This window comes from Streptomyces sp. NPDC053427 (genome assembly GCF_044544985.1).
In the GTDB taxonomy this organism is placed as follows: Bacteria; Actinomycetota; Actinomycetes; order Streptomycetales; family Streptomycetaceae; genus Streptomyces.
On the sequence record NZ_JBITYA010000002.1, the window covers coordinates 544,454 to 566,156 of the forward strand.

General features: G+C 71.6%; 19 protein-coding genes, 1 tRNA gene and 2 pseudogenes. 12 read left to right on the forward strand and 10 right to left on the reverse strand.

The features are described 5' to 3' along the window. Genes ACIGWZ_RS07050 through ACIGWZ_RS07060 form a run of 3 tightly spaced genes read left to right on the forward strand, consistent with a single transcriptional unit; the run spans position 1 to position 4,119 of the window. Positions 1–1,986 (forward strand): acetyl/propionyl/methylcrotonyl-CoA carboxylase subunit alpha, encoded by a 1,986-nt coding sequence (locus ACIGWZ_RS07050; protein WP_400061637.1) that lies wholly within the window; start codon positions 1–3, stop codon positions 1,984–1,986. Then, the gene (locus tag ACIGWZ_RS07055) at positions 1,983–2,954 is read left to right on the forward strand and encodes a hydroxymethylglutaryl-CoA lyase (RefSeq protein WP_400061639.1); all 972 of its coding nucleotides are present in this window, start codon (positions 1,983–1,985) and stop codon (positions 2,952–2,954) included. The genes ACIGWZ_RS07050 and ACIGWZ_RS07055 overlap by 4 nt, the downstream gene beginning before the upstream one ends. Positions 2,955–2,958: 4 nt before the next feature. Beyond that, positions 2,959–4,119, forward strand: coding sequence for an acyl-CoA dehydrogenase family protein (locus ACIGWZ_RS07060; RefSeq protein ID WP_400061641.1), 1,161 nt, complete (start codon positions 2,959–2,961; stop codon positions 4,117–4,119). Between the two features lie 87 nt (positions 4,120–4,206). Here the strand turns inward: ACIGWZ_RS07060 and ACIGWZ_RS07065 are convergent, their stop codons facing one another. After that, the gene (locus tag ACIGWZ_RS07065; protein ID WP_400061643.1) at positions 4,207–5,799 is read right to left on the reverse strand and encodes a beta-N-acetylhexosaminidase; all 1,593 of its coding nucleotides are present in this window, start codon (positions 5,797–5,799) and stop codon (positions 4,207–4,209) included. A gap of 217 nt (positions 5,800–6,016) precedes the next feature. Between ACIGWZ_RS07065 and ACIGWZ_RS07070 the strand changes: the two genes are divergently transcribed. After that, the gene (locus ACIGWZ_RS07070; protein WP_400061645.1) at positions 6,017–6,292 is read left to right on the forward strand and encodes a hypothetical protein; all 276 of its coding nucleotides are present in this window, start codon (positions 6,017–6,019) and stop codon (positions 6,290–6,292) included. Between the two features lie 100 nt (positions 6,293–6,392). Continuing rightward, positions 6,393–8,219, forward strand: coding sequence for a glutamine--fructose-6-phosphate transaminase (isomerizing) (gene glmS / locus ACIGWZ_RS07075; RefSeq protein WP_400061647.1), 1,827 nt, complete (start codon positions 6,393–6,395; stop codon positions 8,217–8,219). 310 nt (positions 8,220–8,529) lie between these two features. On the opposite strand, the gene ACIGWZ_RS07080 is transcribed toward glmS, so the two are convergent. Then, complete coding sequence (locus ACIGWZ_RS07080; protein WP_400061649.1) at positions 8,530–9,051, reverse strand: universal stress protein; 522 nt, start codon at positions 9,049–9,051, stop codon at positions 8,530–8,532. A 398-nt stretch (positions 9,052–9,449) separates the two neighbouring features. Between ACIGWZ_RS07080 and ACIGWZ_RS07085 the strand changes: the two genes are divergently transcribed. From ACIGWZ_RS07085 to ACIGWZ_RS07100, 4 genes are all read left to right on the forward strand, one after another. Beyond that, complete coding sequence (locus tag ACIGWZ_RS07085) at positions 9,450–9,722, forward strand: hypothetical protein (RefSeq protein WP_400061650.1); 273 nt, start codon at positions 9,450–9,452, stop codon at positions 9,720–9,722. A 349-nt stretch (positions 9,723–10,071) separates the two neighbouring features. Beyond that, on the forward strand, positions 10,072–11,355 hold the full coding sequence (locus tag ACIGWZ_RS07090) for a GlxA family transcriptional regulator (protein WP_400061652.1): 1,284 nt from the start codon (positions 10,072–10,074) through the stop codon (positions 11,353–11,355). A 5-nt stretch (positions 11,356–11,360) separates the two neighbouring features. Continuing rightward, positions 11,361–11,981 carry an oligoribonuclease gene (gene orn, locus ACIGWZ_RS07095; protein WP_400061654.1) on the forward strand — a complete coding sequence of 207 codons (621 nt, stop codon included), beginning with the start codon at positions 11,361–11,363 and terminating at the stop codon, positions 11,979–11,981. 106 nt (positions 11,982–12,087) lie between these two features. Beyond that, positions 12,088–12,163 (forward strand) — tRNA-His (locus tag ACIGWZ_RS07100). 63 nt (positions 12,164–12,226) lie between these two features. Here the strand turns inward: ACIGWZ_RS07100 and ACIGWZ_RS07105 are convergent. After that, the gene (locus tag ACIGWZ_RS07105) at positions 12,227–12,880 is read right to left on the reverse strand and encodes an NAD(P)-dependent oxidoreductase (RefSeq protein WP_400061655.1); all 654 of its coding nucleotides are present in this window, start codon (positions 12,878–12,880) and stop codon (positions 12,227–12,229) included. Between the two features lie 135 nt (positions 12,881–13,015). Here ACIGWZ_RS07105 and ACIGWZ_RS07110 point away from each other — a divergent pair, with 135 nt between their 5' ends. After that, a complete protein-coding gene (locus ACIGWZ_RS07110; protein ID WP_400061657.1) occupies positions 13,016–13,948 on the forward strand; it encodes a helix-turn-helix domain-containing protein in 933 nt (310 codons plus the stop codon). A gap of 20 nt (positions 13,949–13,968) precedes the next feature. Here ACIGWZ_RS07110 and ACIGWZ_RS07115 read toward each other — a convergent pair. The 4 genes and pseudogenes from ACIGWZ_RS07115 to ACIGWZ_RS07130 all read right to left on the reverse strand — a co-directional run bounded on the left by ACIGWZ_RS07115 (position 13,969) and on the right by ACIGWZ_RS07130 (position 17,975). Continuing rightward, positions 13,969–14,426, reverse strand: a pseudogene (locus tag ACIGWZ_RS07115) (HAD-IA family hydrolase). A gap of 201 nt (positions 14,427–14,627) precedes the next feature. Then, positions 14,628–15,589 (reverse strand): annotated as a pseudogene (locus ACIGWZ_RS07120) (chitinase); the annotation flags it as partial. 290 nt (positions 15,590–15,879) lie between these two features. Next, positions 15,880–17,286 (reverse strand): sensor histidine kinase, encoded by a 1,407-nt coding sequence (locus ACIGWZ_RS07125; protein ID WP_400061659.1) that lies wholly within the window; start codon positions 17,284–17,286, stop codon positions 15,880–15,882. Next, a complete protein-coding gene (locus tag ACIGWZ_RS07130) occupies positions 17,283–17,975 on the reverse strand; it encodes a response regulator transcription factor (protein ID WP_400061660.1) in 693 nt (230 codons plus the stop codon). The genes ACIGWZ_RS07125 and ACIGWZ_RS07130 overlap by 4 nt, the downstream gene beginning before the upstream one ends. 117 nt (positions 17,976–18,092) lie before the next feature. On the opposite strand from ACIGWZ_RS07130, the gene ACIGWZ_RS07135 reads away from it, so the two are divergent. Beyond that, positions 18,093–18,665 (forward strand): hypothetical protein, encoded by a 573-nt coding sequence (locus tag ACIGWZ_RS07135; protein WP_400061662.1) that lies wholly within the window; start codon positions 18,093–18,095, stop codon positions 18,663–18,665. Between the two features lie 27 nt (positions 18,666–18,692). Here ACIGWZ_RS07135 and ACIGWZ_RS07140 read toward each other — a convergent pair whose 3' ends face one another. Continuing rightward, the gene (locus tag ACIGWZ_RS07140) at positions 18,693–19,577 is read right to left on the reverse strand and encodes an NAD(P)-dependent oxidoreductase (protein WP_400061664.1); all 885 of its coding nucleotides are present in this window, start codon (positions 19,575–19,577) and stop codon (positions 18,693–18,695) included. Between the two features lie 49 nt (positions 19,578–19,626). Here ACIGWZ_RS07140 and ACIGWZ_RS07145 point away from each other — a divergent pair, with 49 nt between their 5' ends. After that, the gene (locus ACIGWZ_RS07145) at positions 19,627–20,034 is read left to right on the forward strand and encodes a MerR family transcriptional regulator (protein ID WP_400061666.1); all 408 of its coding nucleotides are present in this window, start codon (positions 19,627–19,629) and stop codon (positions 20,032–20,034) included. A gap of 63 nt (positions 20,035–20,097) precedes the next feature. Here the strand turns inward: ACIGWZ_RS07145 and ACIGWZ_RS07150 are convergent, their stop codons facing one another. After that, on the reverse strand, positions 20,098–20,958 hold the full coding sequence (locus ACIGWZ_RS07150; RefSeq protein WP_400061668.1) for a spermidine synthase: 861 nt from the start codon (positions 20,956–20,958) through the stop codon (positions 20,098–20,100). A 152-nt stretch (positions 20,959–21,110) separates the two neighbouring features. Beyond that, a complete protein-coding gene (locus ACIGWZ_RS07155) occupies positions 21,111–21,461 on the reverse strand; it encodes a chaplin (protein WP_400061670.1) in 351 nt (116 codons plus the stop codon). Positions 21,462–21,703 lie beyond the last annotated feature (242 nt).

Genomic DNA, 21,703 nt, shown 5'->3' on the forward strand with positions numbered 1-21,703 from the left:
ATGTTCGACACGGTTCTGGTCGCCAACCGCGGCGAGATCGCCGTCCGCGTCATCCGCACGCTGCGCGCCCTCGGCATCCGCTCGGTCGCCGTCTTCAGCGATGCGGACGCCGACGCCCGGCACGTCCACGAGGCCGATACGGCGGTCCGGATCGGCCCCGCACCGGCCGCCGAGAGCTATCTGTCCATCGACCGCCTCCTGGAGGCGGCCGCCCGGACCGGCGCGCAGGCCGTCCACCCCGGCTACGGCTTTCTCGCCGAGAACGCCCGCTTCGCCCGCGCCTGCGCGGACGCGGGGCTGGTCTTCATCGGCCCGTCCGCCGAGGCCATCGACCTGATGGGCGACAAGATCCGGGCCAAGGAGACGGTACGGGCGGCCGGCGTGCCGGTCGTGCCCGGCTCCTCCGGCAGCGGGCTGGACGACGCCCAACTGGCCGCCGCCGCCCGGGAGATCGGGATGCCGGTGCTGCTCAAGCCGTCCGCGGGCGGCGGCGGCAAGGGCATGCGGCTGATCCGCGAGGAGGCGCTGCTCGGCGAGGGGATCGCCGGCGCCCGGCGCGAGGCCCGCAACTCCTTCGGCGACGACACACTGCTGGTCGAGCGCTGGATCGACCGGCCCCGGCACATCGAGATCCAGGTGCTGGCGGACGGCCACGGCAGCGTCGTCCACCTCGGCGAGCGCGAATGCTCCCTCCAGCGGCGCCACCAGAAGGTCATCGAGGAGGCCCCCTCGGTCCTGCTGGACGAGGCGACCCGCGCCGCCATGGGCGAGGCGGCCGTCCAGGCGGCCCGCTCCTGCGGCTACCGGGGCGCGGGCACCGTCGAGTTCATCGTCCCCGGCAAGGACCCCGCCTCGTACTTCTTCATGGAGATGAACACCCGCCTCCAGGTCGAGCACCCGGTCACCGAACTCGTCACCGGCTACGACCTGGTGGAGTGGCAGCTGCGGATCGCGGCCGGCGAGCGGCTCCCCTTCGCCCAGGAGGACATCGCGCTCACCGGGCACGCCGTCGAGGCCCGCATCTGCGCCGAGGACCCCACCCGCGACTTCCTGCCCACCGGCGGCACGGTCCTCGCGCTGCACGAGCCGCAGGGCGCATGGGGAGGCGGCCGGGAGCGCGGGGAGGTGCGGACCGACTCCGGCCTGTCCCGGGGCGCGGAGGTCGGCAGCCTCTACGACCCGATGCTCTCCAAGGTCATCGCCTACGGGCCGGACCGCGCGGCGGCGCTGCGCACCCTGCGCGCGGCCCTGGCGCAGACGGTCACCCTCGGCGTGACGACCAACGCCGGCTTCCTGCGCCGGCTGCTCGCCCACCCCGATGTGGTCTCCGGCGAGCTGGACACCGGGCTGGTGGAGCGGGAGGCGTCGGCCCTGGTGGACGGCGCGGTGCCCGACGAGGTGTATGCGGCGGCCGCGGCGGTGCGGCAGGCGGCACTGGAGCCGGCGGTGCCCGCGGGGGGCTGGCGCGACCCGTTCGCCGCCCCGAACGGCTTCCGGCTGGGCGGCGAGCCCGCCCCGGTCCGCCACTGGCTGCGCGTCGCGGGCCACGACCCGGTCCCCTACGACATCCTCCCCGGCGCTCCCGCGGACGTGGCGCCGGACCGCGTACGGGTCACCGTCGACGGCGTGGTGCACACCTTCCACCGCGGCGGCGACTGGCTCGGCCGGGACGGCGACTCCTGGCACGTCCAGGACCACGACCCGGTGGCGGCGACGCTGAGCGGGGCGGCCCGGGGGCACGGCGTGGACACCCTCGCCGCCCCGATGCCCGGCACCGTCACCGTCGTCAAGGTCGCCGTCGGCGACGAGGTCACCGCCGGGCAGGGCCTGCTGGTGGTGGAGGCGATGAAGATGGAACACGTCATCGCCGCGCCGCACGCCGGGACCGTCACCGAACTGGACGTCATCGCGGGCACGACGGTCGCCATGGACCAGATCCTGGCAGTCGTCGCCCCGCACGAGCCCGCCGAGGAGCCCGCGCCATGACCACCGACGACACCCCTGCCGCCGCACTCCCCGTACCCGGCCTCCCGATGACGGTCCAGGCGGAGGGGCTGCCCACCCGCGTGACGATCCACGAGGTCGGCGCCCGCGACGGCCTGCAGAACGAAAAGGCGGTCGTCCCCACGGGGATCAAGGCGGAGTTCATCCGCCGCCTCGCCGACGCGGGCCTGCCCCTGGTCGAGGCCACCAGCTTCGTCCACCCCAAGTGGGTCCCCCAACTCGCCGACGCCGAGGCCCTGTTCCCGCTCCTGGGCGATCTCGACCCGCACCGCCTGCCGGTCCTGGTGCCCAACGAACGCGGCCTGGACCGGGCGCTCGCCCTGGGCGCCCGCCGGATCGCGGTCTTCGGCAGCGCCACCGAGTCGTTCGCCAAGGCCAACCTCAACCGCACGGTCGACGAGGCGCTGGCGATGTTCGCGCCGGTCGTCGCGCGGGCCCGGGACGCCAAGGTGCACGTCCGCGGCTACCTCTCGATGTGCTTCGGCGACCCCTGGGAGGGCCCGGTCCCGCTCGCCCAGGTGGTCCGCGTCTGCCGCGCCCTGCTCGAGATGGGCTGCGACGAACTGAGCCTGGGCGACACCATCGGCGTCGCCACCCCCGGCCATGTCCAGCATCTGCTCGCCGCCCTGAACGAGGCGGGCGTGCCCACCTCCCGCCTGGGCGTCCACTTCCACGACACCTACGGGCAGGCCCTGGCCAACACCTTCGCCGCGCTCCAGCACGGCATCACCACCGTCGACGCCTCGGCGGGCGGCCTGGGCGGCTGCCCGTACGCCAAGAGCGCCACCGGCAACCTCGCCACCGAAGACCTCGTGTGGATGCTGCACGGCCTCGGCATCGAGACCGGCGTCGACCTCGGCCGGCTGACCGCCACCAGCGTCTGGCTGGCCGACGTCCTGGGCCGTCCCAGCCCCTCCCGCACCGTTCGCGCCCTCTCCCACAAGGAGTGACCCCATGCCCCTGGATCACCGTCTGACCGCCGAGCTGGAAGAACTCCGGCGCACGGTCGAGGCGTTCGCACACGACGTCGTCGCCCCCAAGATCGGCGACTACTACGAGCGGCACGCGTTCCCCTACGAAATCGTCCGCCAGATGGGCGAGATGGGCCTGTTCGGCCTGCCGTTCCCGGAGGAGTACGGCGGGATGGGCGGCGACTATCTCGCGCTCGGCATCGCCTTGGAGGAGCTGGCCCGGGTCGACTCGTCGGTGGCGATCACCCTGGAGGCGGGCGTCTCGCTCGGCGCCATGCCGGTCTACCGCTTCGGCACGGAGGAGCAGAAGCGGGAGTGGCTGCCCAAGCTGTGCAGCGGCGAGGTGCTCGGCGCGTTCGGCCTGACCGAGCCGGACGGCGGCTCGGACGCGGGCGCGACCCGGACCACGGCGGTGCGCGACGGCGACCACTGGGTGATCAACGGCAGCAAGTGCTTCATCACCAACTCCGGCACGGACATCACCGGCCTGGTCACCGTCACCGCCGTCACCGGCCGCAAGGACGACGGCGCCCCGCTGATCTCCGCGATCATCGTGCCGTCCGGCACCCCCGGCTTCACCGTCGGCGCCCCGTACTCCAAGGTCGGCTGGAACGCCTCCGACACCCGCGAGCTGTCCTTCTCCGACGTCCGGGTGCCGGCCGCCAACCTGCTCGGCGAGGAAGGCCGCGGCTACGCCCAGTTCCTGCGCATCCTCGACGAGGGCCGGATCGCCATCGCGGCGCTGGCCACGGGCCTGGCGCAGGGCTGTGTGGACGAGTCGGTGACCTATGCCAAGGAGCGCCGGGCCTTCGGCCGCCCGATCGGCGCCAACCAGGCCATCCAGTTCAAGCTCGCCGACATGGAGATGCGCGCCCACACCTCCCGGCTGGCCTGGCGCGACGCCGCCTCCCGCCTCGTCCTCGGCGAGCCCTTCAAGAAGGAGGCCGCGCTCGCCAAGCTCTACTCCTCCGAGATCGCGGTGGACAACGCCCGCGAGGCGACCCAGATCCACGGCGGCTACGGCTTCATGAACGAGTACCCGGTCGCCCGGATGTGGCGGGACGCGAAGATCCTGGAGATCGGCGAGGGCACGAGCGAGGTCCAGCGGATGCTGATCGCGCGGGAGCTGGGGATCGGGGCGTAGGACCGCCCTCGGATCCACGGATTCCCCGCTCCGGATTGCCCGGCCGGCGGGCGGGACGGCCCGTCCCGCCCGCCCGCGCCGGGTGACTCACCGGCCCGGCCAGGGCACCTCCGGTGAGCGGTAGTAGTCGATCCCCATGGCGTCCCAGCGGGGCCCCTGCGCGGCCAGCCGTTCGCGGTAGGCGGACCAGTCGTGGGTGTCCGCCGGGGACCAGCCCAGCTCCGCGATCCCCGGCAGCCGCGGGAAGGCCATGTACTCGATGTGCGCGGAGGTGGAGAGGGTCTCGGACCACAGGGGCGCCTCGACGCCCAGTACCGCGTCCTCGGGGGCGCCGTTCAGGTACGTCCCCGGGTCCCAGTCGTAGGACCGCTGCACGCCCACGTAGCCCGCCCAGTTCAGCCCGAGCGGCGTGTCCTTGTCGTACTTCATGTCGAGGTAGGCGCGGTCGGCGGGCGAGAGGATCAGCCCGGTGCCGTTGCGGGCCGCGTCGGCGACCTGCTGCCGCTCCGCCGCGCTCGTCTTGTCGTAGCCCCAGTACTGGGCGACGGCGCCCTCGGCCGGGTGGGCGCCGGTCAGCTGGTGCCAGCCGATCGCCGTCTTGCCGTATTTGGCGACCACCGGCTGCACCTTGTCCATGAAGGCCACATAGTCGTCATGGCTGGTGGAGTGCGCCTCGTCGCCGCCGATGTGGAGGTAGCGGCCGGGGGTGAGCGCCGCGATCTCGCGGATGACGTCGTCGATGAAGTCGTACGTCACCTTCTTGGGCACGCACAGCGAGCTGAAGCCGACGTTGGTGCCGGTGTAGAGCGGCGGCGCCTGGCCGTTGCAGTTGAGCTCGGCGTAGGAGGCCAGCGCGGCGTTGGTGTGGCCCGGCATGTCGATCTCGGGGACCACGGTCAGATAGCGGCTCTCGGCGTACCGCAGGATCTCGCGGTAGTCGTCCTTGGTGTAGTAGCCGCCCTTGCCGCCGCCGACCTGGGTGGAGCCGCCGTACGTGGCCAGCTTCGGCCAGGAGTCGATGGCGATCCGCCAGCCCTGGTCGTCCGAGAGGTGCAGATGCAGCTTGTTGATCTTGTACATCGACAGCTGGTCGATATAGCGCTTGACCTGGTCGACGGTGAAGAAGTGCCGGGAGACGTCGAGCATCGCGCCGCGGTAGGCGTAGCGCGGGGAGTCGGCGACGGTGCCGCCGGCGATGCGCCACGGGCCGGGCTGCTCGGTGCGCTTCTCCAGGGCCCCGGGGAGCAGCTGGCGCAGCGTCTGGACGCCGTGGAAGAGGCCGGCGGGCCGGCCGGCGCTGATGGTCACCGCGCGGCCGCTGGAGGTGAGCCGGTAGCCCTCCGCCCCCAGCCCCTTGGCCCCGGCGCCGCCGAGCCGCAGCACGATGCCGTCCCGGCCGTCCTCGGTGGTGACCGGCAGGCGGAATCCGGTGGCCGGGCGCAGCATGTCCGCCAGGTAGCCGGCGATCCGCCGGGCCTCGTCCGATCCGCCGGGGACCCGGATCCGGGTGCCCTGGCCGAGCGCGTAGGCATCCTGGCCGGGCCGTACGGAGGCGGGCGCGGGAACGACCCGGTCGAGCGGTGTGGGGGCGGTGGCGGACGGCTGGGGCGGCGCGGCGGCGGTTCCCAGGCCCGCCGCCGCGATCAGCAGCAGCGAAAAGAGGAGTCTGCGTCGTCTCATCGACGCTCCCTTCCCGAACATCGTGCACGGCAGGTGTGATCGACATGGTGTGCCTGGCATGTCCTGCATGGCATGGAGCGACCGAACGGTGACCATGCGTACCGTGAGCCTCGTACGCGGTCAAGGTTTAGACCAGTTTCCGGACGCCATCTCAGGGACTTGCCCGATAGCGGGCAGATTTCTTGCGATTCCCGACGCCGCCCCGCAGTATCAACGGGTGCTCGATCGCCGCCCGTCCCACGAGGACCTCGTCGACCACCTGGTACGCAGCACGCCGCTACAGCGCGGCGAGGCAGCCCGGGTGGTCCTGGACGTGCTCGCGTACTTCGACGAGACCACCGAGGGGTTCGTCCGCCGCAGACACCGCGAGCTGCAGTCCCGGGGACTGCGGAACGAAGCGATCTTCGAGCAGATCGCGCAGGAGCTGCCGCACCGCGCCGTGACCCCGCCGCCGCTCTCGATACGCCAGCTGCGCCGCCTCGTCTACGGCTGACGCGCCCGGCACGGCGCCGAACACACCCGGAGCGGATCGCTCCGGAACAGATCAAGAACGTAAGAACGTCCGTCACCACGATTGACTCGGAGGTCGCTGTATGTGCGGGATCGTCGGATATATCGGCAAGCGCGATGTTGCTCCGCTGCTCCTTGAGGGCCTGCAGCGGTTGGAGTACCGCGGCTACGACTCGGCGGGCATCGCCATCCACGCGGGCGGCAGCGGCAAGACCGCGGGCCTGAAGACCGCCAAGGCCAAGGGCCGGGTGCGGGAGCTGGAGTCCCGGCTGCCCAAGCGGTTCGCGGGCACCACCGGCATCGCGCACACCCGCTGGGCCACCCACGGCGCGCCCACCGACGACAACGCCCACCCGCACCACGACGCCGAGGGCAAGGTCGCGGTCGTCCACAACGGCATCATCGACAACGCCTCCGACCTGCGCGCCCGGCTGACCGCCGACGGCGTCGACTTCGCCTCCGAGACCGACACCGAGGTGCTGGCCCACCTCATCGGCCGCTCCCAGGCCCCGACGCTGGAGGAGAAGGTCCGCGAGGCGCTGCGGCACATCGAGGGCACCTACGGCATCGCCGTCCTGCACGCCGACTTCACCGACCGCATCGTCGTCGCCCGCAACGGCTCCCCGGTCGTGCTGGGCATCGGCGAGCACGAGATGTTCGTCTCCTCCGACGTCGCCGCCCTGGTCTCGCACACCCGCCAGGTCGTCACCCTGGACGACGGCGAGATGGCCACCCTGAAGGCCGACGACTACCGCACGTACACCACCGAGGGCTCGCGGACCACGTCCGCTCCGGAGACCGTGGAGTACGCGGCCGAGTCGTACGACATGGGCGCCCACGACACGTACATGCACAAGGAGATCTCCGAACAGGCGGAGGCGGTGGACCGCGCGCTGCGCGGCCGGATCGACGAGCGTTTCTCCACCGTCCACCTGGGCGGCCTGAACCTGGACGCCCGCGAGGCGCGCGGGGTGCGCCGGGTCAAGATCCTCGGCTGCGGCACCTCGTACCACGCCGGTCAGATCGGCGCCCAGATGATCGAGGAGCTGGCCCGCATCCCCTCGGACGCCGAGCCGGCCTCCGAGTTCCGCTACCGCAACCCGGTCGTGGACCCCGACACCCTGTACGTGGCGGTCTCCCAGTCCGGTGAGACCTACGACGTGCTGGCGGCCGTCCAGGAGCTCAAGCGCAAGGGTGCGCGGGTGCTGGGCCTGGTGAACGTGGTCGGTTCGGCGATCGCCCGGGAGACCGACGGCGGCATCTACGTGCACGCCGGCCCCGAGGTCTGCGTGGTCTCCACCAAGTGCTTCACCAACATGGTGGTCTCCTTCGCGCTGCTCGCCCTGCACCTCGGCCGCATCCGCGACCTGTCCGTCGCGGACGGCAAGCGGATCATCGAGGGCCTGCACAGGCTGCCCGGCCAGATCGACGAGATCCTCAAGGGCGAGGACGAGATCAAGAAGCTGGCGGTCAAGTACGCGGACGCCAAGTCGATGATGTTCATCGGCCGGGTGCGCGGCTACCCGGTGGCCCGCGAGGCCTCCCTGAAGCTCAAGGAGGTCTCCTACATCCACGCCGAGGCCTACCCGGCCTCCGAGCTCAAGCACGGTCCGCTGGCGCTCATCGAGCCCGCGATGCCGACGGTCGCGATCGTCCCGGACGACGACCTGCTGGAGAAGAACCGCGCCGCGCTGGAGGAGATCAAGGCCCGCAGCGGCCGCATCCTGGCCGTCGCCCACCAGGAGCAGGAGAAGGCCGACCACACCATCGTCGTGCCCAAGAACGAGCCCGAGCTGGACCCGATCCTGATGGGCATCCCGCTCCAACTGCTCGCCTACCACACGGCGTTGGCCCTGGGCCGGGACATCGACAAGCCGCGCAACCTGGCCAAGTCGGTCACCGTGGAGTAATCACCCGTCAGCCCCCGGGCGGGCGGCCGGTCCGCGCGTGCCACCATACGCGCGGACCGGTCGCCTCCCCTGTGCCGGCGTCGCCCATACGCCGGCGGGATGCCGCCACCCCGGAGACCGTCACCTCCCGGTGGGCAGCACGTCGGTGCCGCGAAACAGGTGACGGTCTTTTACCCCTCGCGGGGGCGCGTTGCACTTCTACGCGCCGGTAGCCGACGGGCTGCCCACAATCCCCATGACGCCCCCTCAACTATGCGCAAACCGAGGAGAACCGGTCGCACACCGCGGACGGCGTCCCTCCGACGGGGGCTCAGGGGATGACGATCACCGGGCGCTGCGCGCGCCGCGCCAACCGCCCCGCCACCGACCCGAAGATCCGGCCGACGAGGCCATGGGTGGACCCGACCACGATGGCGTCGGCCTCGTACTCCCGGCCGACCTCCTCCAGCTCATGGCAGATGTCCCCGCCGCGCTCGACGAGGATCCAGGGGACCTCGGTGAGGTGGTCGGCGCAGGCGAGCTCCAGGCCCAGCACTTCGGTGCGGTGATCGGGGACATCCACGAAGACCGGGGGTTCACAGCCCGCCCAGACGGTCGTCGGCAGCCGGTTGGCCACATGGACGATGATCAGCCCGGAGCCGAAGCGCCGGGCCATACCGATTGCATACGCCAATGCGCGTTCGCTCGACATGGAGCCGTCGAAGCCGACCACCACGCCGTGCTGGAAGGCGGGGTCGCAGGAATGGCGTTTCTCTTCCGCCGCTTCCAGGTCCGCCAGGGGATCGGCGACCTGCTTGCGGTCCGCGGGTTCGGGGAATTCGTGACCGGCCATTGGTGTCTCGGCGAGGACGTCCTCTTGCGGAGGGGCGAACGGGGAACGGCGATTGACTTGATCCGGCAGTTGACTGAGCTGGCTCGATGGCGGAGCGGGAGCCATAGTTCAAAGAGGAACGATACGACTGGGAATCATCTTCCCAACCCGATACCCCAAGAGTACGGCGCCACTCCTCCGCTGCCCAGATCCCGCCGTGGACGCGGGGCGCCCTTCGAGGGGGGTCGGGGCCTCGAACGTTCCCCGGAGCATGCCGGAGCGTAGCCCGGATGGCAATGCCCCGGCCTGCCCCCGTACGTACCCATCGCGGTGACCCATGATCGCCGGCGGCGTTGTAGTAGCTGCCCGCCGGAAGGGAGCCCGCGATGCCCGCGCCGTCCAAGAGATCACCCGACTCAGTGAGCGATGTTGTGCGCTGGGGAGCATTCAGCTGCGCCCTGGTGCCCTTCGTACTGATCATGAGCGGCACCCCGGTCGGCGGCGCGGCCGGCGCCACCGCCGGTCTCGCGGCGGTGACCTGCGCCTGCCGCGCACTGCTGCGGCAATCCGAACGGACCGCGGCCAGGGTCCGGGTCCGCGAGGCCGGGCAGCACCGGGGCAGAATGGGGCATATCAGGGCGGGAGCGCGCGGGGGCGACCTGCACTATCACCGGCGTACGCCGGTCGATTAGGACGTCCGCAAGTCTGCGCGCGACCGTTTTCAGCCAACTTCTAGCCAAGATCCGCCCCTTGCCCCCACCCCCCCTCAACCTGGGTGTGAGCTGGGCGGAAAGGACCGCTGGGCATGGTTGTGTCCTACTGCGAACGGGCAGAGCCGAGACGCGTACTTCCCATGCAGGGCCGACGAGTGGAACGCTTCGTGATCGAATGCTTCGCGCCAAGTTGCCATATCGACATACCAGCGGGTGGTGAACTTGGCACTCCATCCTCACGGGACACAGTAGATTCGATCTTGGTAGTAACGGCGGGGGAACTGTGCAGGACCGAGAGGGCGAGACGACCGAGGGGGGCTTAAGTGCCATGAGCCAGGACTCCGCTGCCGTACCAGATGCCGCACGCAAGCTCGCCGCCCGACGACGCCGCGAAATAGTCGCGGTGCTCCTCTTCAGCGGCGGCCCCATTTTCGAGAGCTCCATTCCGCTCTCGGTCTTCGGCATCGACCGCCAAGACGCAGGCGTTCCGAGGTACCGGCTACTTGTGTGCGCGGGCGAAGATGCGCCTTTGCGCACGACCGGGGGGCTCGAACTTTCCGCCCCCTACGGGCTGGAGGCGATCTCCCGTGCCGGGACGGTCGTCGTACCGGCCTGGCGTTCCATCACCCAGGCCCCGCCGCCCGCCGCGCTCGATGCGCTGCGCCGCGCGCACGAAGAAGGGGCCAGAATCGTCGGGTTGTGCACGGGGGCGTTCGTCCTCGCCGCGGCCGGACTGCTCGACGGCCGTCCGGCCACCACCCATTGGATGTACGCGCCGACGCTCGCCAAGCGTTATCCGTCCGTCCATGTCGACCCCCGCGAGCTCTTCGTCGACGACGGCGATGTGCTCACCTCCGCGGGGACGGCGGCCGGCATCGACCTGTGTCTGCACATCGTGCGGACCGACCACGGCGCGGACGCGGCCAATGCGCTGGCCCGCCGGCTGGTCGTACCGCCGCGCCGTACCGCCTCCGACATGGGGCACCAGCGCTACCTCGACCGCTCTTTACCAGAGGAGATCGGCGCCGACCCGCTGGCCGAGGTCGTCGCCTGGGCGCTGGAGCACCTCCACGAGCAGTTCGACGTGGAGACGCTCGCCGCGCGCGCCTATATGAGCCGTCGCACCTTCGACCGGAGGTTCCGCTCCCTCACGGGGAGCGCCCCGCTGCAGTGGCTGATCACCCAGCGGGTCCTGCAGGCCCAGCGGCTGCTGGAGACCTCCGACTATTCGGTGGACGAGGTCGCCGGGCGCTGCGGATTCCGCTCGCCGGTCGCGCTGCGCGGCCACTTCCGGCGGCAGCTGGGCGCCTCGCCCGCGGCCTACCGCGCGGCCTACCGCGCGCGCCGGCCGCAGAGCGGCGCGCCCGAGCCCGCGCTGCGGCCGGAACGGGCCGAGCGGCCGGAGCGGGGGCCGATGGGTCCCGGGGGCGCGGAGCGGTTCTCCGCCGCGGTGGCCGGTCACGGCCCGACGGCCGCACTGGCCGCCGCGGAGGCGGGCGAGGCCGGGAAACCGACCTCGGACGCATTCGCCGCCCGGATCCCGGAGGCACCCGTCCCGCGCGGCGCGGGCCGCCCCGTGCTGCCCAGCCAGCGGGAACGCCCCGTAGGGTGAGACGCATGAACGATCGCATGGTGTGGATCGACTGCGAGATGACCGGTCTCTCGCTGGCGAATGACGCGCTCATCGAGGTGGCCGCGCTGGTCACCGACTCGGAGCTGAATGTGCTGGGCGACGGGGTGGACGTGGTGATCCGCCCCCCGGCGGAGGCGCTGACCACCATGCCGGAGGTGGTGCGCACCATGCACACCGCTTCCGGGCTGCTGGAGGAGCTGGACCGCGGTACGACACTGGAGGACGCCGAGGCGCAGGTGCTCGCGTACATCAAGCAGCATGTCCCGGAGCCGGGGAAGGCCCCGCTGTGCGGGAACTCCGTCGGCACCGACCGGGGCTTTCTGCTGCGCGACATGCCGACGCTGGAAAGCTATCTCCACTACCGGATCGTCGATGTGTCGTCCGTGAAGGAGCTGGCCCGGCGCTGGTATCCGCGGGCCTACTTCAACAGTCCCGACAAGAGCGGCAATCACCGGGCGCTGGCCGACATCCGCGAATCCATCGCGGAATTGCGGTACTACCGGGAGGCGGTCTTCGTGCCGCAGCCGGGCCCGGACTCCGACACCGCCAAGGCGATCGCGGCGAAGCACGTCCTGCCCGCCGAACCGCAGGCCACACCGGAGTGACGCAGCTCGCTCCCGGGCACGCGAAACCCGGGAGCGAGCACCCCTCAAGACCCTGTACACTTTTTCTCAGCCGGTGGGGAAAAAGAACCACACAGCACCGGTCATGGTGGGTATAGCTCAGCTGGTAGAGCACCTGGTTGTGGTCCAGGATGTCGCGGGTTCAAGTCCCGTTACTCACCCCACTGTCAAGGCCCCCGACCTCAGGTCGGGGGCCTTGAGTGTTTTCCGCGGCGCTGCCGCGGCACTCAGTAGCCGACGGTGAAGCGCTCGCCGATGTGGCGCGGCCGCTCGATCTCGTCGAGGACGGCGACGGCGTAGTCCTCGGTGGAGATCCGGCTGTTGCCCTCGCCGTCGGTGACCAGGTCCTCGGAGGCGGTGCGGTAGTCGCCGGTGCGCTCGCCGGGCTCGATGGTGGCGGCCGGGCTGAGGTTGGTCCAGCGGACGTCGGTGACGGTGCGGTAGTAGTCCAGCGCGTCGCCGTGCGCGTGCATGATCTGGAGGAGGAAGTCGGGGATGCCCTCGGCGTCCCAGACCTGCTTGCCGTCGGGGGTGCGCAGCGAGCCGGCGCCGCCGACGGAGATCAGGCGGGGTGCCGCGTCGCCGAGCGTGCGCAGACCGGCGACGAGGGACTTCGCGGCGGGCGCGATGGTGGCGAGGTGGCCCTCGGCGCCCCCACCGCCGACCGCGCTGATCACCACGTCGTGCCCCTTGGCCACCGCGGCGACCGACGCCGGGTCGAGGACGTCGCCGGTGGCCACGGTCAGGTTCGGGTGGCTCGTGGTGATCTTCGCGGGGTCGCGGACCACCGCGGTGACCTGGTGACCGCGGTTCAGGGCCTCCTCAAGGGTGCGGCTGCCGATGGTGCCGTTGGCCCCGAAGAGAGCGATCGTGGTGGACATGGGGGTCTCCCAGCTGTGGTTGCGTCCGACGCTGCGGACTTCGCTACGAACTTCCGTTTTCCGTCAGCGGTTGTGCCGACGTCTTCTACGCTAGGGGCAGGATCGGCACATTTCGGGGTAGCAAGGGGACCGGGCATGGTCAAAAAGCGACAGGATCGGGAGGAGCGACGGGAGGGCCGGGCGGCCGCCACGGAGATCCGGGAGGTGGCGTTCTCCGCGCCGGCCGGGCGGCCCGCGGGAGTGGAGGTGCTGACCCTGGCCGAGCTGCGCGAGCGCGCGGACGCCTGTCAGCTGTCGACGCCGCACCGCCCCGGGTTCCACCATCTGCTGCTCCTGGACGGCGGCCGGCTGGTGCACAGCGTCGACTTCCGCGAGCACCTCCTGGCCCCCGGCGATCTGCTGTGGTCGCGCCCGGGGCAGGTACAGCACTTCGGCGATCTGAACGGGGCCGAGGGGCGGCTGGTGCTCTTCGAGGCCGGCTTCCTGGATCCGGCGACCGCGGCGGCCGCCCGGGTCGAGGACTGGTACGGGCCCGCCGTACGGCATCCGGACGGCGCGGCGGCGCGGGGCCTGGACACCGCGCTGCGCGCGCTGGGCGCGGAATTCGACGGGCTGGGCGGGCTGCCGCTGGAGGTGCATGTCGAGGTGCTGCGGCATCTGCTGGCCGTTCTGGTGCTGCGGGCCGCGCACCCGGGCGGGCCGGCGGGCGACGACGGGACCTGCGAGGCGAGCGAGACCTATCTGCGCTTCCGGGACGCGGTGGAGCGGGACTTCACCCGCAGCCGCCGGGTCGCCGACTACGCCCGGTCGCTCGGCTACGCGCCCCGTACCCTCTCCCGGGCCACCGAGGTCGGGGCCGGGGTGGGAGCCAAGGAGTTCATCGACCGCCGGGTGGTGCTGGAGGCCAAGCGGCTGCTGGCGCACGGCGATCAGCCGGCGGCCCGGATCGCGGACCGGCTGGGCTTCGCCGACGCCACCAACTTCACCAAGTTCTTCCAGCGGCGGGCCGGCACGACGCCGATCGCGTTCCGGGCGGCCGTACGGGGCGCGGCGGACGCCGGCGCGTAACGGGAACCGCGCCGGCTCCCCTACCGCAGGACCGGGGCGAGGGCGGCCCGCAGATCCTGTGCACCGCGATGGCGCACCCCGGTCATGCCCAGCGCGACCGCGGCGTCGACGTTCTCCTGCCGGTCGTCCACGAAGAGGCACCGGTCGCTGCGTACGCCGGCCCGCCGTACCGCGATCTCGTAGATGCGGCGGTCCGGCTTGGCGACGCCCACGACAGAGCTGTTGACGACGTCGTCGGCGAGGTCCGCGAGTCCCAGCGCGGCCAGGTCCGCGTCCAGCCACACCGGTGCGTTGGTGACCAGGACGAGCACACAGCGCTCCCGGGCCTGCCGCAGGAGCTCCACGACCGGCCCGTCGACTGTTCCCGGGTGATCTGCCCGAGCAGCAGCGGGAGATCGTTCTCCGGCGCGAAGCCGACGGCGGCGGTGGTGCCCTGCGGCAGCCCCGCCGCCCGCTCCAGACGCGTCACTTCGCTCATGTCGGAGAAACGGATCACACCGTCGAGGTCGCAGAGGACGGCATCGAACGACGGCTCACGGCTGCCTGACAGGGGCTTCGTCACACCCGCAGGGATACCGGTACGGCCGGTCGCGGTGGCCACCGGGACCGGCCGGGGGGGGAAGAGGCGGCGGGGCGCAGCAGGTGGGGGGAAGGTCCGCCGCGCCCCGCCTCGGGGTGGTCAGCCGGTGTAGGCGCCGAAGGCCTTGGTGAAGTCCAGCGGGGCCTGGTCGATGGAACTGCAGGTGGGCTGCGCGGAGTTGCCGCCGCCCGGGCAGGCCTTGTCGCGGGTCGAGGACCACATCGACAGCCAGCCCAGGTGCTTCTCCTGGGCGAACTTCACCAGCTCCGTGGCGTCGTCGACCTTGAAGACCTCGTTCTGGACGTCGTTGACGCCGATCATCGGGGTGACGGCGACGGTCTTCCAGGCGTCCGCGTCGCCCAGCCCGAGGGCCTTCTTGAGCTGGCCCTGGGTGGCGGTGGCGGCCTTGGTGGCGTAGGTGCCCATGTCGCCGTCGTAGGAGGGCCCGTAGTCCATCGCCATGATGTTGACGGCGGAGATCTTGACGCCGTTCTTCTTGGCGTCGGCGAGGAGGTTCACGCCGTCCTGGGTCAGCCCTTCGGGCATGACGGGGAGGGTGAAGGAGACGTCGAGGTCCGGGTGCTTCTTCTGGAGCTGGGCGATGGCCTGGGCGCGACGGGTGTTGGCCTCCGTGTTGGGCAGCGCACCGCCCTCGATGTCGAAGTCGGCCTTGGTGAGCGTGAACTGGTCGATGACCTTGCCGTACGCGGTGGCCAGCTCCGCCGCGGAGTTGCAGGCCAGGCCGAGCTCGGAGCCGTTGGCGCCGCCGAAGGAGACCCGGACGTCGCCGCCGGCCTTGCGCAGGTCGGGTATCTGCTCGGCCACCGGGTCGTTGCCCAGCTCGCCGGAGCCGCCCCACTTGGGGTCGCAGCCGCCGCCGGAGGTGACGAAGGCGAGGTTGAAGGTCTTCACCCCGGTCTTCTTCGCAGTGTCCACCAGGTCGTAGGCGGGGGTGAGAGAGGTGTCGACGTACGGGGAGAAGCCCGCGCCGGCGGTGGCGCGGGCACCGGTCCGGGGGGCCTTGTCCGCCATGGCGGATCCGGCGACGGCGAAGGCGCCGCCGGCCGCGACCGCGGCGGCCGCGCCGGTCACGATCAGCTTGGTGGTGCGGCTCTTGCGGCGGCGGTGTGCCGAGGGGGTCATGGGTGCCTGCCTGTCGTCACGTGGGGGGCTGGGTGCGCCGGGGGTGCGCCGGTCGTGCACGGGGGTGCATCCGGGTACGCCCCGCACGTTAGCGGCCGGGAAACGGACAAATGTCGGGATCGGGGCGGCAGTTGGCGGAATTATGGGTGCCTTAAGGAAGGGGAAGGGGGTGGTTAAGAGCCCCCGCACCCGAGCGGCACCGCGCCGTTCAGGAGCCGGTGCGGGCGGCCGCCCGACGGCCCCGGGCGCGGAGGCTGCGCCGCAGCCGGTGGCCGCGCCGGACGCCGCGCTCGGCCCGCCCGCCGTCCAGTGCCAGCCAGACCCGTACCTCCGTGCCGCCCAGGACCGAGCGGCCGATCCGGACGTCGCCGCCGGTGGATTCGGCCAGCCTGCGCACGATGTCCAGGCCGAGACCGGTGGAGCCGTCCCCGCCGCCGCCGTGGCCGCGCCGCAGCGCCGCGTCCGGGTCGGCGATGCCCGGTCCGGCGTCCGAGACCAGCACGATCACCGCCTCCTCGGCGTTGTGGACATCGACGGCGAAGGCGGTGCCCTCGGGGGTGTGGCGGAAGACGTTGCCGAGCATCGCGTCCAGGGCCGCGGCGAGTTCGGGCCGGGCGACGGGGATGCGTACGGGGCGGTCGGCGCCCGCGACGCGCACCGTACGGCCCTCGTCCTCGGCGAGCGCCGACCAGAAGTCCATCCGCTCGCGGATCACCTCGGCGGCGTCGCAACCCGCCGCGGCGGCCGCCTGCTGGGCGTGCGCCTTCTGCTCGCGGGCGGTGCGGATGATCTGGTCGACCTCGCGCTCCAGCTGGGCGACGGCGGCGCGGGTCTGTTCCGCGGCGGGGGTGTCGCCGAGCGAGGCGGCGTTGAGGCGGAGGACGGTCAGCGGGGTGCGCAGCCGGTGCGAGAGGTCGGCGGCCAGTTCGCGTTCGTTGGCCAGCAGCTGGACGACCTGGTCGGCCATGGAGTTGAAGGCGGCGGCCGCGGAGCGCAGTTCCGTGGGGCCGTCCTCGGGCACCCGTACGCCGAGCTTGCCCTTGCCCAGGTCGTGCGCGGCGCCCGCGAGCCGCTCGGCGGGCCGCACCATCCGGGTGCCGAGCCGGTCGGCGACGGCGACCGAGCCGATGATGAGCGCGAGGCCGACGCCGGCAAGCACCACCCAGGAGGTGGTGACCCCGTTGGTGAGCGCATCGTCGGGGACGAACACCTCGACGACGGCGATACCGGACGCGACGGCCGTCGGCTGGAGCAGCGAGGAACCGCCGGGGACCGGCGAGATGGAGGCCCGGCCCAGTTTGACGGCGGCCGCCACATCCTCCGGCGCGGCCCGCCGGGAGCCGATCTCGGCGGGGTGGCCCCGCTCGCCGCTCGCCGGGACATGGACGCCGATCCGGCCGCCCGGGCCGGTCTCGGCGCTGGCGACGGCGCGCTCGAGCTGGGTGCGGTCGGTGGTGATGGCCAGGACCGGGCCGATGGTGGCGGCCTGCCGTTCGGCGTTGGAGAACGCCCGGTCGCGGGCCATCTCCTTGACGACGAGGCCCAGCGGTATCGCGAAGGCGACCACGACCATCACGGTGACCGCGAGCGCCACTTTGACCAGCGCCCATCTCACTGCGGCGGCTCCAGCTTCACACCGACGCCGCGCAGGGTGTGCAGATACCGGGGCTTCGCCGCGGTTTCCCCCAGTTTGCGGCGGAGCCAGGAGAGATGGACGTCGATGGTCTGGTCGTCCCCGTACGACTGCTGCCAGACCTCGGCGAGCAGTTCCTTGCGGGCCACGACGACGCCCGGCCGCTCCGCGAGGAAGGCCAGCAGGTCGAATTCCCGGCGGGTCAGATCGAGCGCGGCGCCGTCCAGTTCGGCCTGGCGGCGCAGCGGGTCGATGGACAGGCCGCCCACCCGCATCACCCGGGAGGGGGGTTCCGCCCCGGGGGCGGTGGCGCGGGAGCGGCGCAGTACGGCCGACATCCGGGCCGAGAGGTGTTCCACGGAGAACGGCTTGGTGAGGTAGTCGTCGGCGCCGTCGTTGAGCAACCGTACGATTTCGGCCTCGTCGTCCCGGGCCGTGGCGATGATCACCGGAACATCGGTGATACCGCGCAGCATCTTCAGCGCCTCGGACCCGTCCAGATCCGGCAGCCCCAGGTCGAGGATGACCACGTCGAAGCCGACGTGCGCCACCTCGCGCAGCGCCTCCAGAGCGGTGCCGACGCTGCGCACCGTGTGGGAGGCGTCGGTCAGATGCCGGATGAGGGCCGAGCGTACGAACTGATCGTCCTCGACGACGAGCACACGTGCCATGGGCGGCACCGTACGCCATTCGGGCCGGTGCCCTTGCCCGAGGTTGACGCCGGGCGGGAGTGGCGGACGTCACGCGCGGGCTGCAACGGGGCGGGCCGGTGGTGCAGTATGAGCCAAATGCAACGAGGACTGGTTCACGCACTGGCCTGGACGCTGGCGACCGGCGCCGCGGTCACCTTGTCGTGGTTCGGCGTGCACACGGTGCTGTCCGGTACGGCCTACGACGCCCCGCGCGCGCTGCCGCTCTCCGACCAAGTGGCCGCATCCGGGGCCCGGACGGACGGCGGGGCGACGCCCCGCGCCTCCTCCACGCACCGCCCCAGACCGTCCGGGCCCACCGGCCGCCCGTCCCCCTCCGACGGCACGCCGTCGCATCCCTCCGCGCCCTCCCGCTCCGGCGCGGACGACTCGTCCCGCCACCCCTCCCCCACCCCGCCGACCGGCTCCTCGCCCGGCTCCGACGGCCAGGTCAAGAGCTATGCCACAACCGGTGGCCGGGTCGTCTTCGACATGGGCGCGCAGTCCGCCGAGCTGGTCTCGGCGACCCCCAACGCGGGCTGGGAGATGCAGGTGTGGAAGCAGGACCAGTGGATCCGGGTGGACTTCACCGGCGGCGGCGCCCATACGTCGGTGATCTGCACCTGGAACGGGCACTCGCCGACGGTGGAGACGAGCAACAACGCCACCTAGGCGGCAGGATCCCGGCGCCGGGACCGGTCAGTCGACGTGGGGTCTGGTGAATTCCTCGATCAGCACGGGGTACTGCTCCCCGCCGTGTCCGGCGGCGATCGAGCGGTCGGCCATCGCCTTGATCAACCTCGGCAGTTCGGCGTTGACTCCCGCCGCCTCGCTCTCCTCGATCAGGTGATCCATCGACCGGGCGTGGGTCTCCAGGGACGCCACCTTTGCCGGGAAGGAGCCGCTGTCGATCTGCTCGGCATGCCCAGGCAGCCATTCGGCCACACCGGCAGCGATCTGCTGCGCGAACGGCGCATACGTCGCGGCGTCGACACCGGCCGTCCTGAGCAGGGCGGTGCCCTGGAGCAAGGCGTTCAGGACGCTCCACATCATGGCCAGGCCGGCCACGTCGTACAGGGACGCCAGACCATGGTCCGCGCCGAGGTAGGTGACGGTTCCGAGCGCGTCGAGTGTTGACTTGTGTGCCTCGAAGTCCGACTGCGGCCCGCTGTGCAGAATCACCGCCCCGGCGGTTCCGATCGCCGGCGGGATGGCCATGACGGCGCCGTCCAGGTAGCGGGCGCCGCGCCGCTCGGCCCATTGGGCGGCTTCCCGGGCCTGGGCCGAGTCGCCCGAGGTCAGGTTGATCAGCATCGTGCCGTCCAGCTCGGCATCGCTCGCGCCGAGCAGCTCGTACATGGCTTGGTAGTCGGTGACACAGATGATCGTCAGGGAGTCGGCCGTGAGCGCGTCGGCAACCGTCGGCGCCAGCCGCGCGCCCTCGGCCACCAACTGGTCGGCCTTGGAGGCCGTACGGTTCCACACGGTGGTGGGATGCCCGGCTTTCAGGAACGCGCCGGCGAGCGCCTGGCCCATCAGCCCAAGTCCGATGACTGTCACGGGTGTAGCGGTTTCGTGATTCATGGCAGCATCGTCAACGTTGATACCGATGTGAAGGTCAAGCGAGGTTTCGATGCGGATCGGGGAACTGGGTCGTCGGACGGGCGTCAACGCCCACCAGTTGCGCTACTACGAGGCCCAGGGCCTGCTGGAGGCGGACCGCGGCACCAACGGCTACCGCGAGTACGACGAGAACGCCGTGCTGCGGGTGAAGCAGATCCGGCACCTGCTGGGCGCCGGTCTGTCCTCCGAGGACATCGCGTACCTGCTGCCCTGTGCGCGCGGCGAAACCCCGGAACTGCCCGGGTGCCCCGAGTTGCTGGCCTCGATGCGGTCACGGCTGCGGCGGCTGGACGAGCAGATGGACAGGATCGCTCGATCCCGTGACGCTCTTGCCCACTACATCGATGCGGCCGAGCAAACGGGCGGCGAAAGCTATCCGCCCTTCGACGGTGCCGACCTGGAGCCCGTCGTCGCCTGAGCGGCCGGGGCCCTGACCAGGGGCACCAGCAAAATCATGCCCAGCAGCGCCGGTTGCCCCCCGTCAGTCGAAGGCCTCCGCCGGCGGGGCCGGTGAGGCGACCGCCGTGGCGTCGGTGACCGGTGTCGCGCCGCCGGTGAAGTCCAGCAGGGCCCGGCCGTGTTCGACCCGTCCCGCGTGCGGATCGCCCGCCGCCCGGCGGGTGAGCTCGGCGACCGGCAGCGCGCGGTCGGAGGCCAGCAGTACGGCGTTGCCGAAGCGCTTGCCCCGCAGGACGGCCGGGTCGGCGGTCAGGCACAGCTCGGGGAGGACCGTACGGACGGTGGCGATCTGGCCGCGCAGAAAGCGCAGCGGCGGCCCGTCGGCGAGGTTGGCCGCGTAGCAGCCGCCGGGCCGCAGCGCCCGGCGCACCTCCCCCACGAATTCGGCGCTGGTCAGATGCGCGGGCGTACGGGCCCCGCCGAAGACGTCCGCGATGATCAGGTCGGCCCAGCCGTCCGGGATCTTCGCCAGCCCCGCGCGGGCGTCGCCGCCGCGCACCCGGATGCGCCAGCCGCTCTCCAACGGGAGTCGGCTGCGGACGAGTTGGGTGAGCGGGGCATCGATCTCGACGACCTGCTGGGTGGAGCGCGGGCGGGTCGCGGCGATGTAGCGGGCCATGGTCAGCGCGCCGCCGCCGAGATGGACCACCTGGAGCGGTTTGCCGGGCGGCGCGGCCAGATCGGCGACGTGGCCGAGGCGGCGCTGGTAGGAGAACTCCAGATACGCGGGGTCGTCGAGGTCGACATGCGACTGCGGGGCGCCGTCGATCAGCAGCGTCCAGCCGCGCGGCCGGTCGCGGTCGGGCCGTAGCTCCGCAACCCCGCCGTCCACCGTCTCCGTGACGGACTCCGGGCCGCCCCTCCCGCGCCTGCTCTTCGCCATGCCACAAGTATCGGGCGGGCGGCCCGCCACCGGGCGGCCCGGCCCCCGCGCGCAGCGGAGCGGCGGGCCGCCCGCAACCGATGTTCCGGGTAACCCGCCGCAGCACACCACGACCCGGACCGGCCCGATGCCCTTCCGGGCCGGCGCTCAGGTCACTTGTTAACGCAGATGTTCCCGAAGGCAGGGCTCAGCAGCGCGAAGGGGATGCCGATGGTGTTTCCGCACACATTGATCGGAATGTCGATCGGCACCTGGACGACGTTGCCGCTGAGGACACCCGGGGAACCCTTGGCGAAGCCGACGGCCTTCGCACCGCGGTGACCGCGGTGGTGGCCGCTCTTACCGTAGTGGTTGCCCATACGGCTGCTCTGGTAGCCATAGCTTCCGTGATGACCCTTGCGACCGTGGCCGCCATCGCAGTGCGCAGCGGAGATTCCCGCACTGCCCAGCACCATGGCACAGCTGACCGCGGCCATGGCGGCGGACTTGACGAACCGCTTCATCACCTTTCTCCTTTCAGTTCGCTAATGGGGCATCGGTCCCAACGAGCGAATTGGGTCAGGGATGCGGCCGTTCCCCCTTCCGGGAGAATGTTCGCCCGTCCGGGCCTTTTCTTACGGCTCCGACGCGTCACGGTATTCCGCTGATCGGCACAGCCGGGCCGGTACCCGGCGTGCCTGCCGCGATTTCCAACATGATTTCTGTCAGAGTGCTCTCCTGTTTGACTGATTGATGGCCGGTGCGA

What these genes read in the sequence shown, in the direction of transcription:
- ACIGWZ_RS07065 (WP_400061643.1), bottom strand. Translation starts at nt 5,799, where the DNA reads ATGAGACGACGCAGACTCCTCTTTTCGCTGCTGCTGATCGCGGCGGCG.
- ACIGWZ_RS07145 (WP_400061666.1), top strand. Translation starts at nt 19,627, where the DNA reads ATGCGGATCGGGGAACTGGGTCGTCGGACGGGCGTCAACGCCCACCAG.
- ACIGWZ_RS07050 (WP_400061637.1), top strand. Translation starts at nt 1, where the DNA reads ATGTTCGACACGGTTCTGGTCGCCAACCGCGGCGAGATCGCCGTCCGC.
- ACIGWZ_RS07110 (WP_400061657.1), top strand. Translation starts at nt 13,016, where the DNA reads ATGGTCAAAAAGCGACAGGATCGGGAGGAGCGACGGGAGGGCCGGGCG.
- glmS (WP_400061647.1), top strand. Translation starts at nt 6,393, where the DNA reads ATGTGCGGGATCGTCGGATATATCGGCAAGCGCGATGTTGCTCCGCTG.
- ACIGWZ_RS07055 (WP_400061639.1), top strand. Translation starts at nt 1,983, where the DNA reads ATGACCACCGACGACACCCCTGCCGCCGCACTCCCCGTACCCGGCCTC.
- ACIGWZ_RS07135 (WP_400061662.1), top strand. Translation starts at nt 18,093, where the DNA reads ATGCAACGAGGACTGGTTCACGCACTGGCCTGGACGCTGGCGACCGGC.
- ACIGWZ_RS07105 (WP_400061655.1), bottom strand. Translation starts at nt 12,880, where the DNA reads ATGTCCACCACGATCGCTCTCTTCGGGGCCAACGGCACCATCGGCAGC.
- ACIGWZ_RS07155 (WP_400061670.1), bottom strand. Translation starts at nt 21,461, where the DNA reads ATGAAGCGGTTCGTCAAGTCCGCCGCCATGGCCGCGGTCAGCTGTGCC.
- ACIGWZ_RS07140 (WP_400061664.1), bottom strand. Translation starts at nt 19,577, where the DNA reads ATGAATCACGAAACCGCTACACCCGTGACAGTCATCGGACTTGGGCTG.
- ACIGWZ_RS07090 (WP_400061652.1), top strand. Translation starts at nt 10,072, where the DNA reads ATGAGCCAGGACTCCGCTGCCGTACCAGATGCCGCACGCAAGCTCGCC.
- ACIGWZ_RS07060 (WP_400061641.1), top strand. Translation starts at nt 2,959, where the DNA reads ATGCCCCTGGATCACCGTCTGACCGCCGAGCTGGAAGAACTCCGGCGC.
- orn (WP_400061654.1), top strand. Translation starts at nt 11,361, where the DNA reads ATGAACGATCGCATGGTGTGGATCGACTGCGAGATGACCGGTCTCTCG.
- ACIGWZ_RS07080 (WP_400061649.1), bottom strand. Translation starts at nt 9,051, where the DNA reads ATGGCCGGTCACGAATTCCCCGAACCCGCGGACCGCAAGCAGGTCGCC.
- ACIGWZ_RS07130 (WP_400061660.1), bottom strand. Translation starts at nt 17,975, where the DNA reads ATGGCACGTGTGCTCGTCGTCGAGGACGATCAGTTCGTACGCTCGGCC.
- ACIGWZ_RS07150 (WP_400061668.1), bottom strand. Translation starts at nt 20,958, where the DNA reads ATGGCGAAGAGCAGGCGCGGGAGGGGCGGCCCGGAGTCCGTCACGGAG.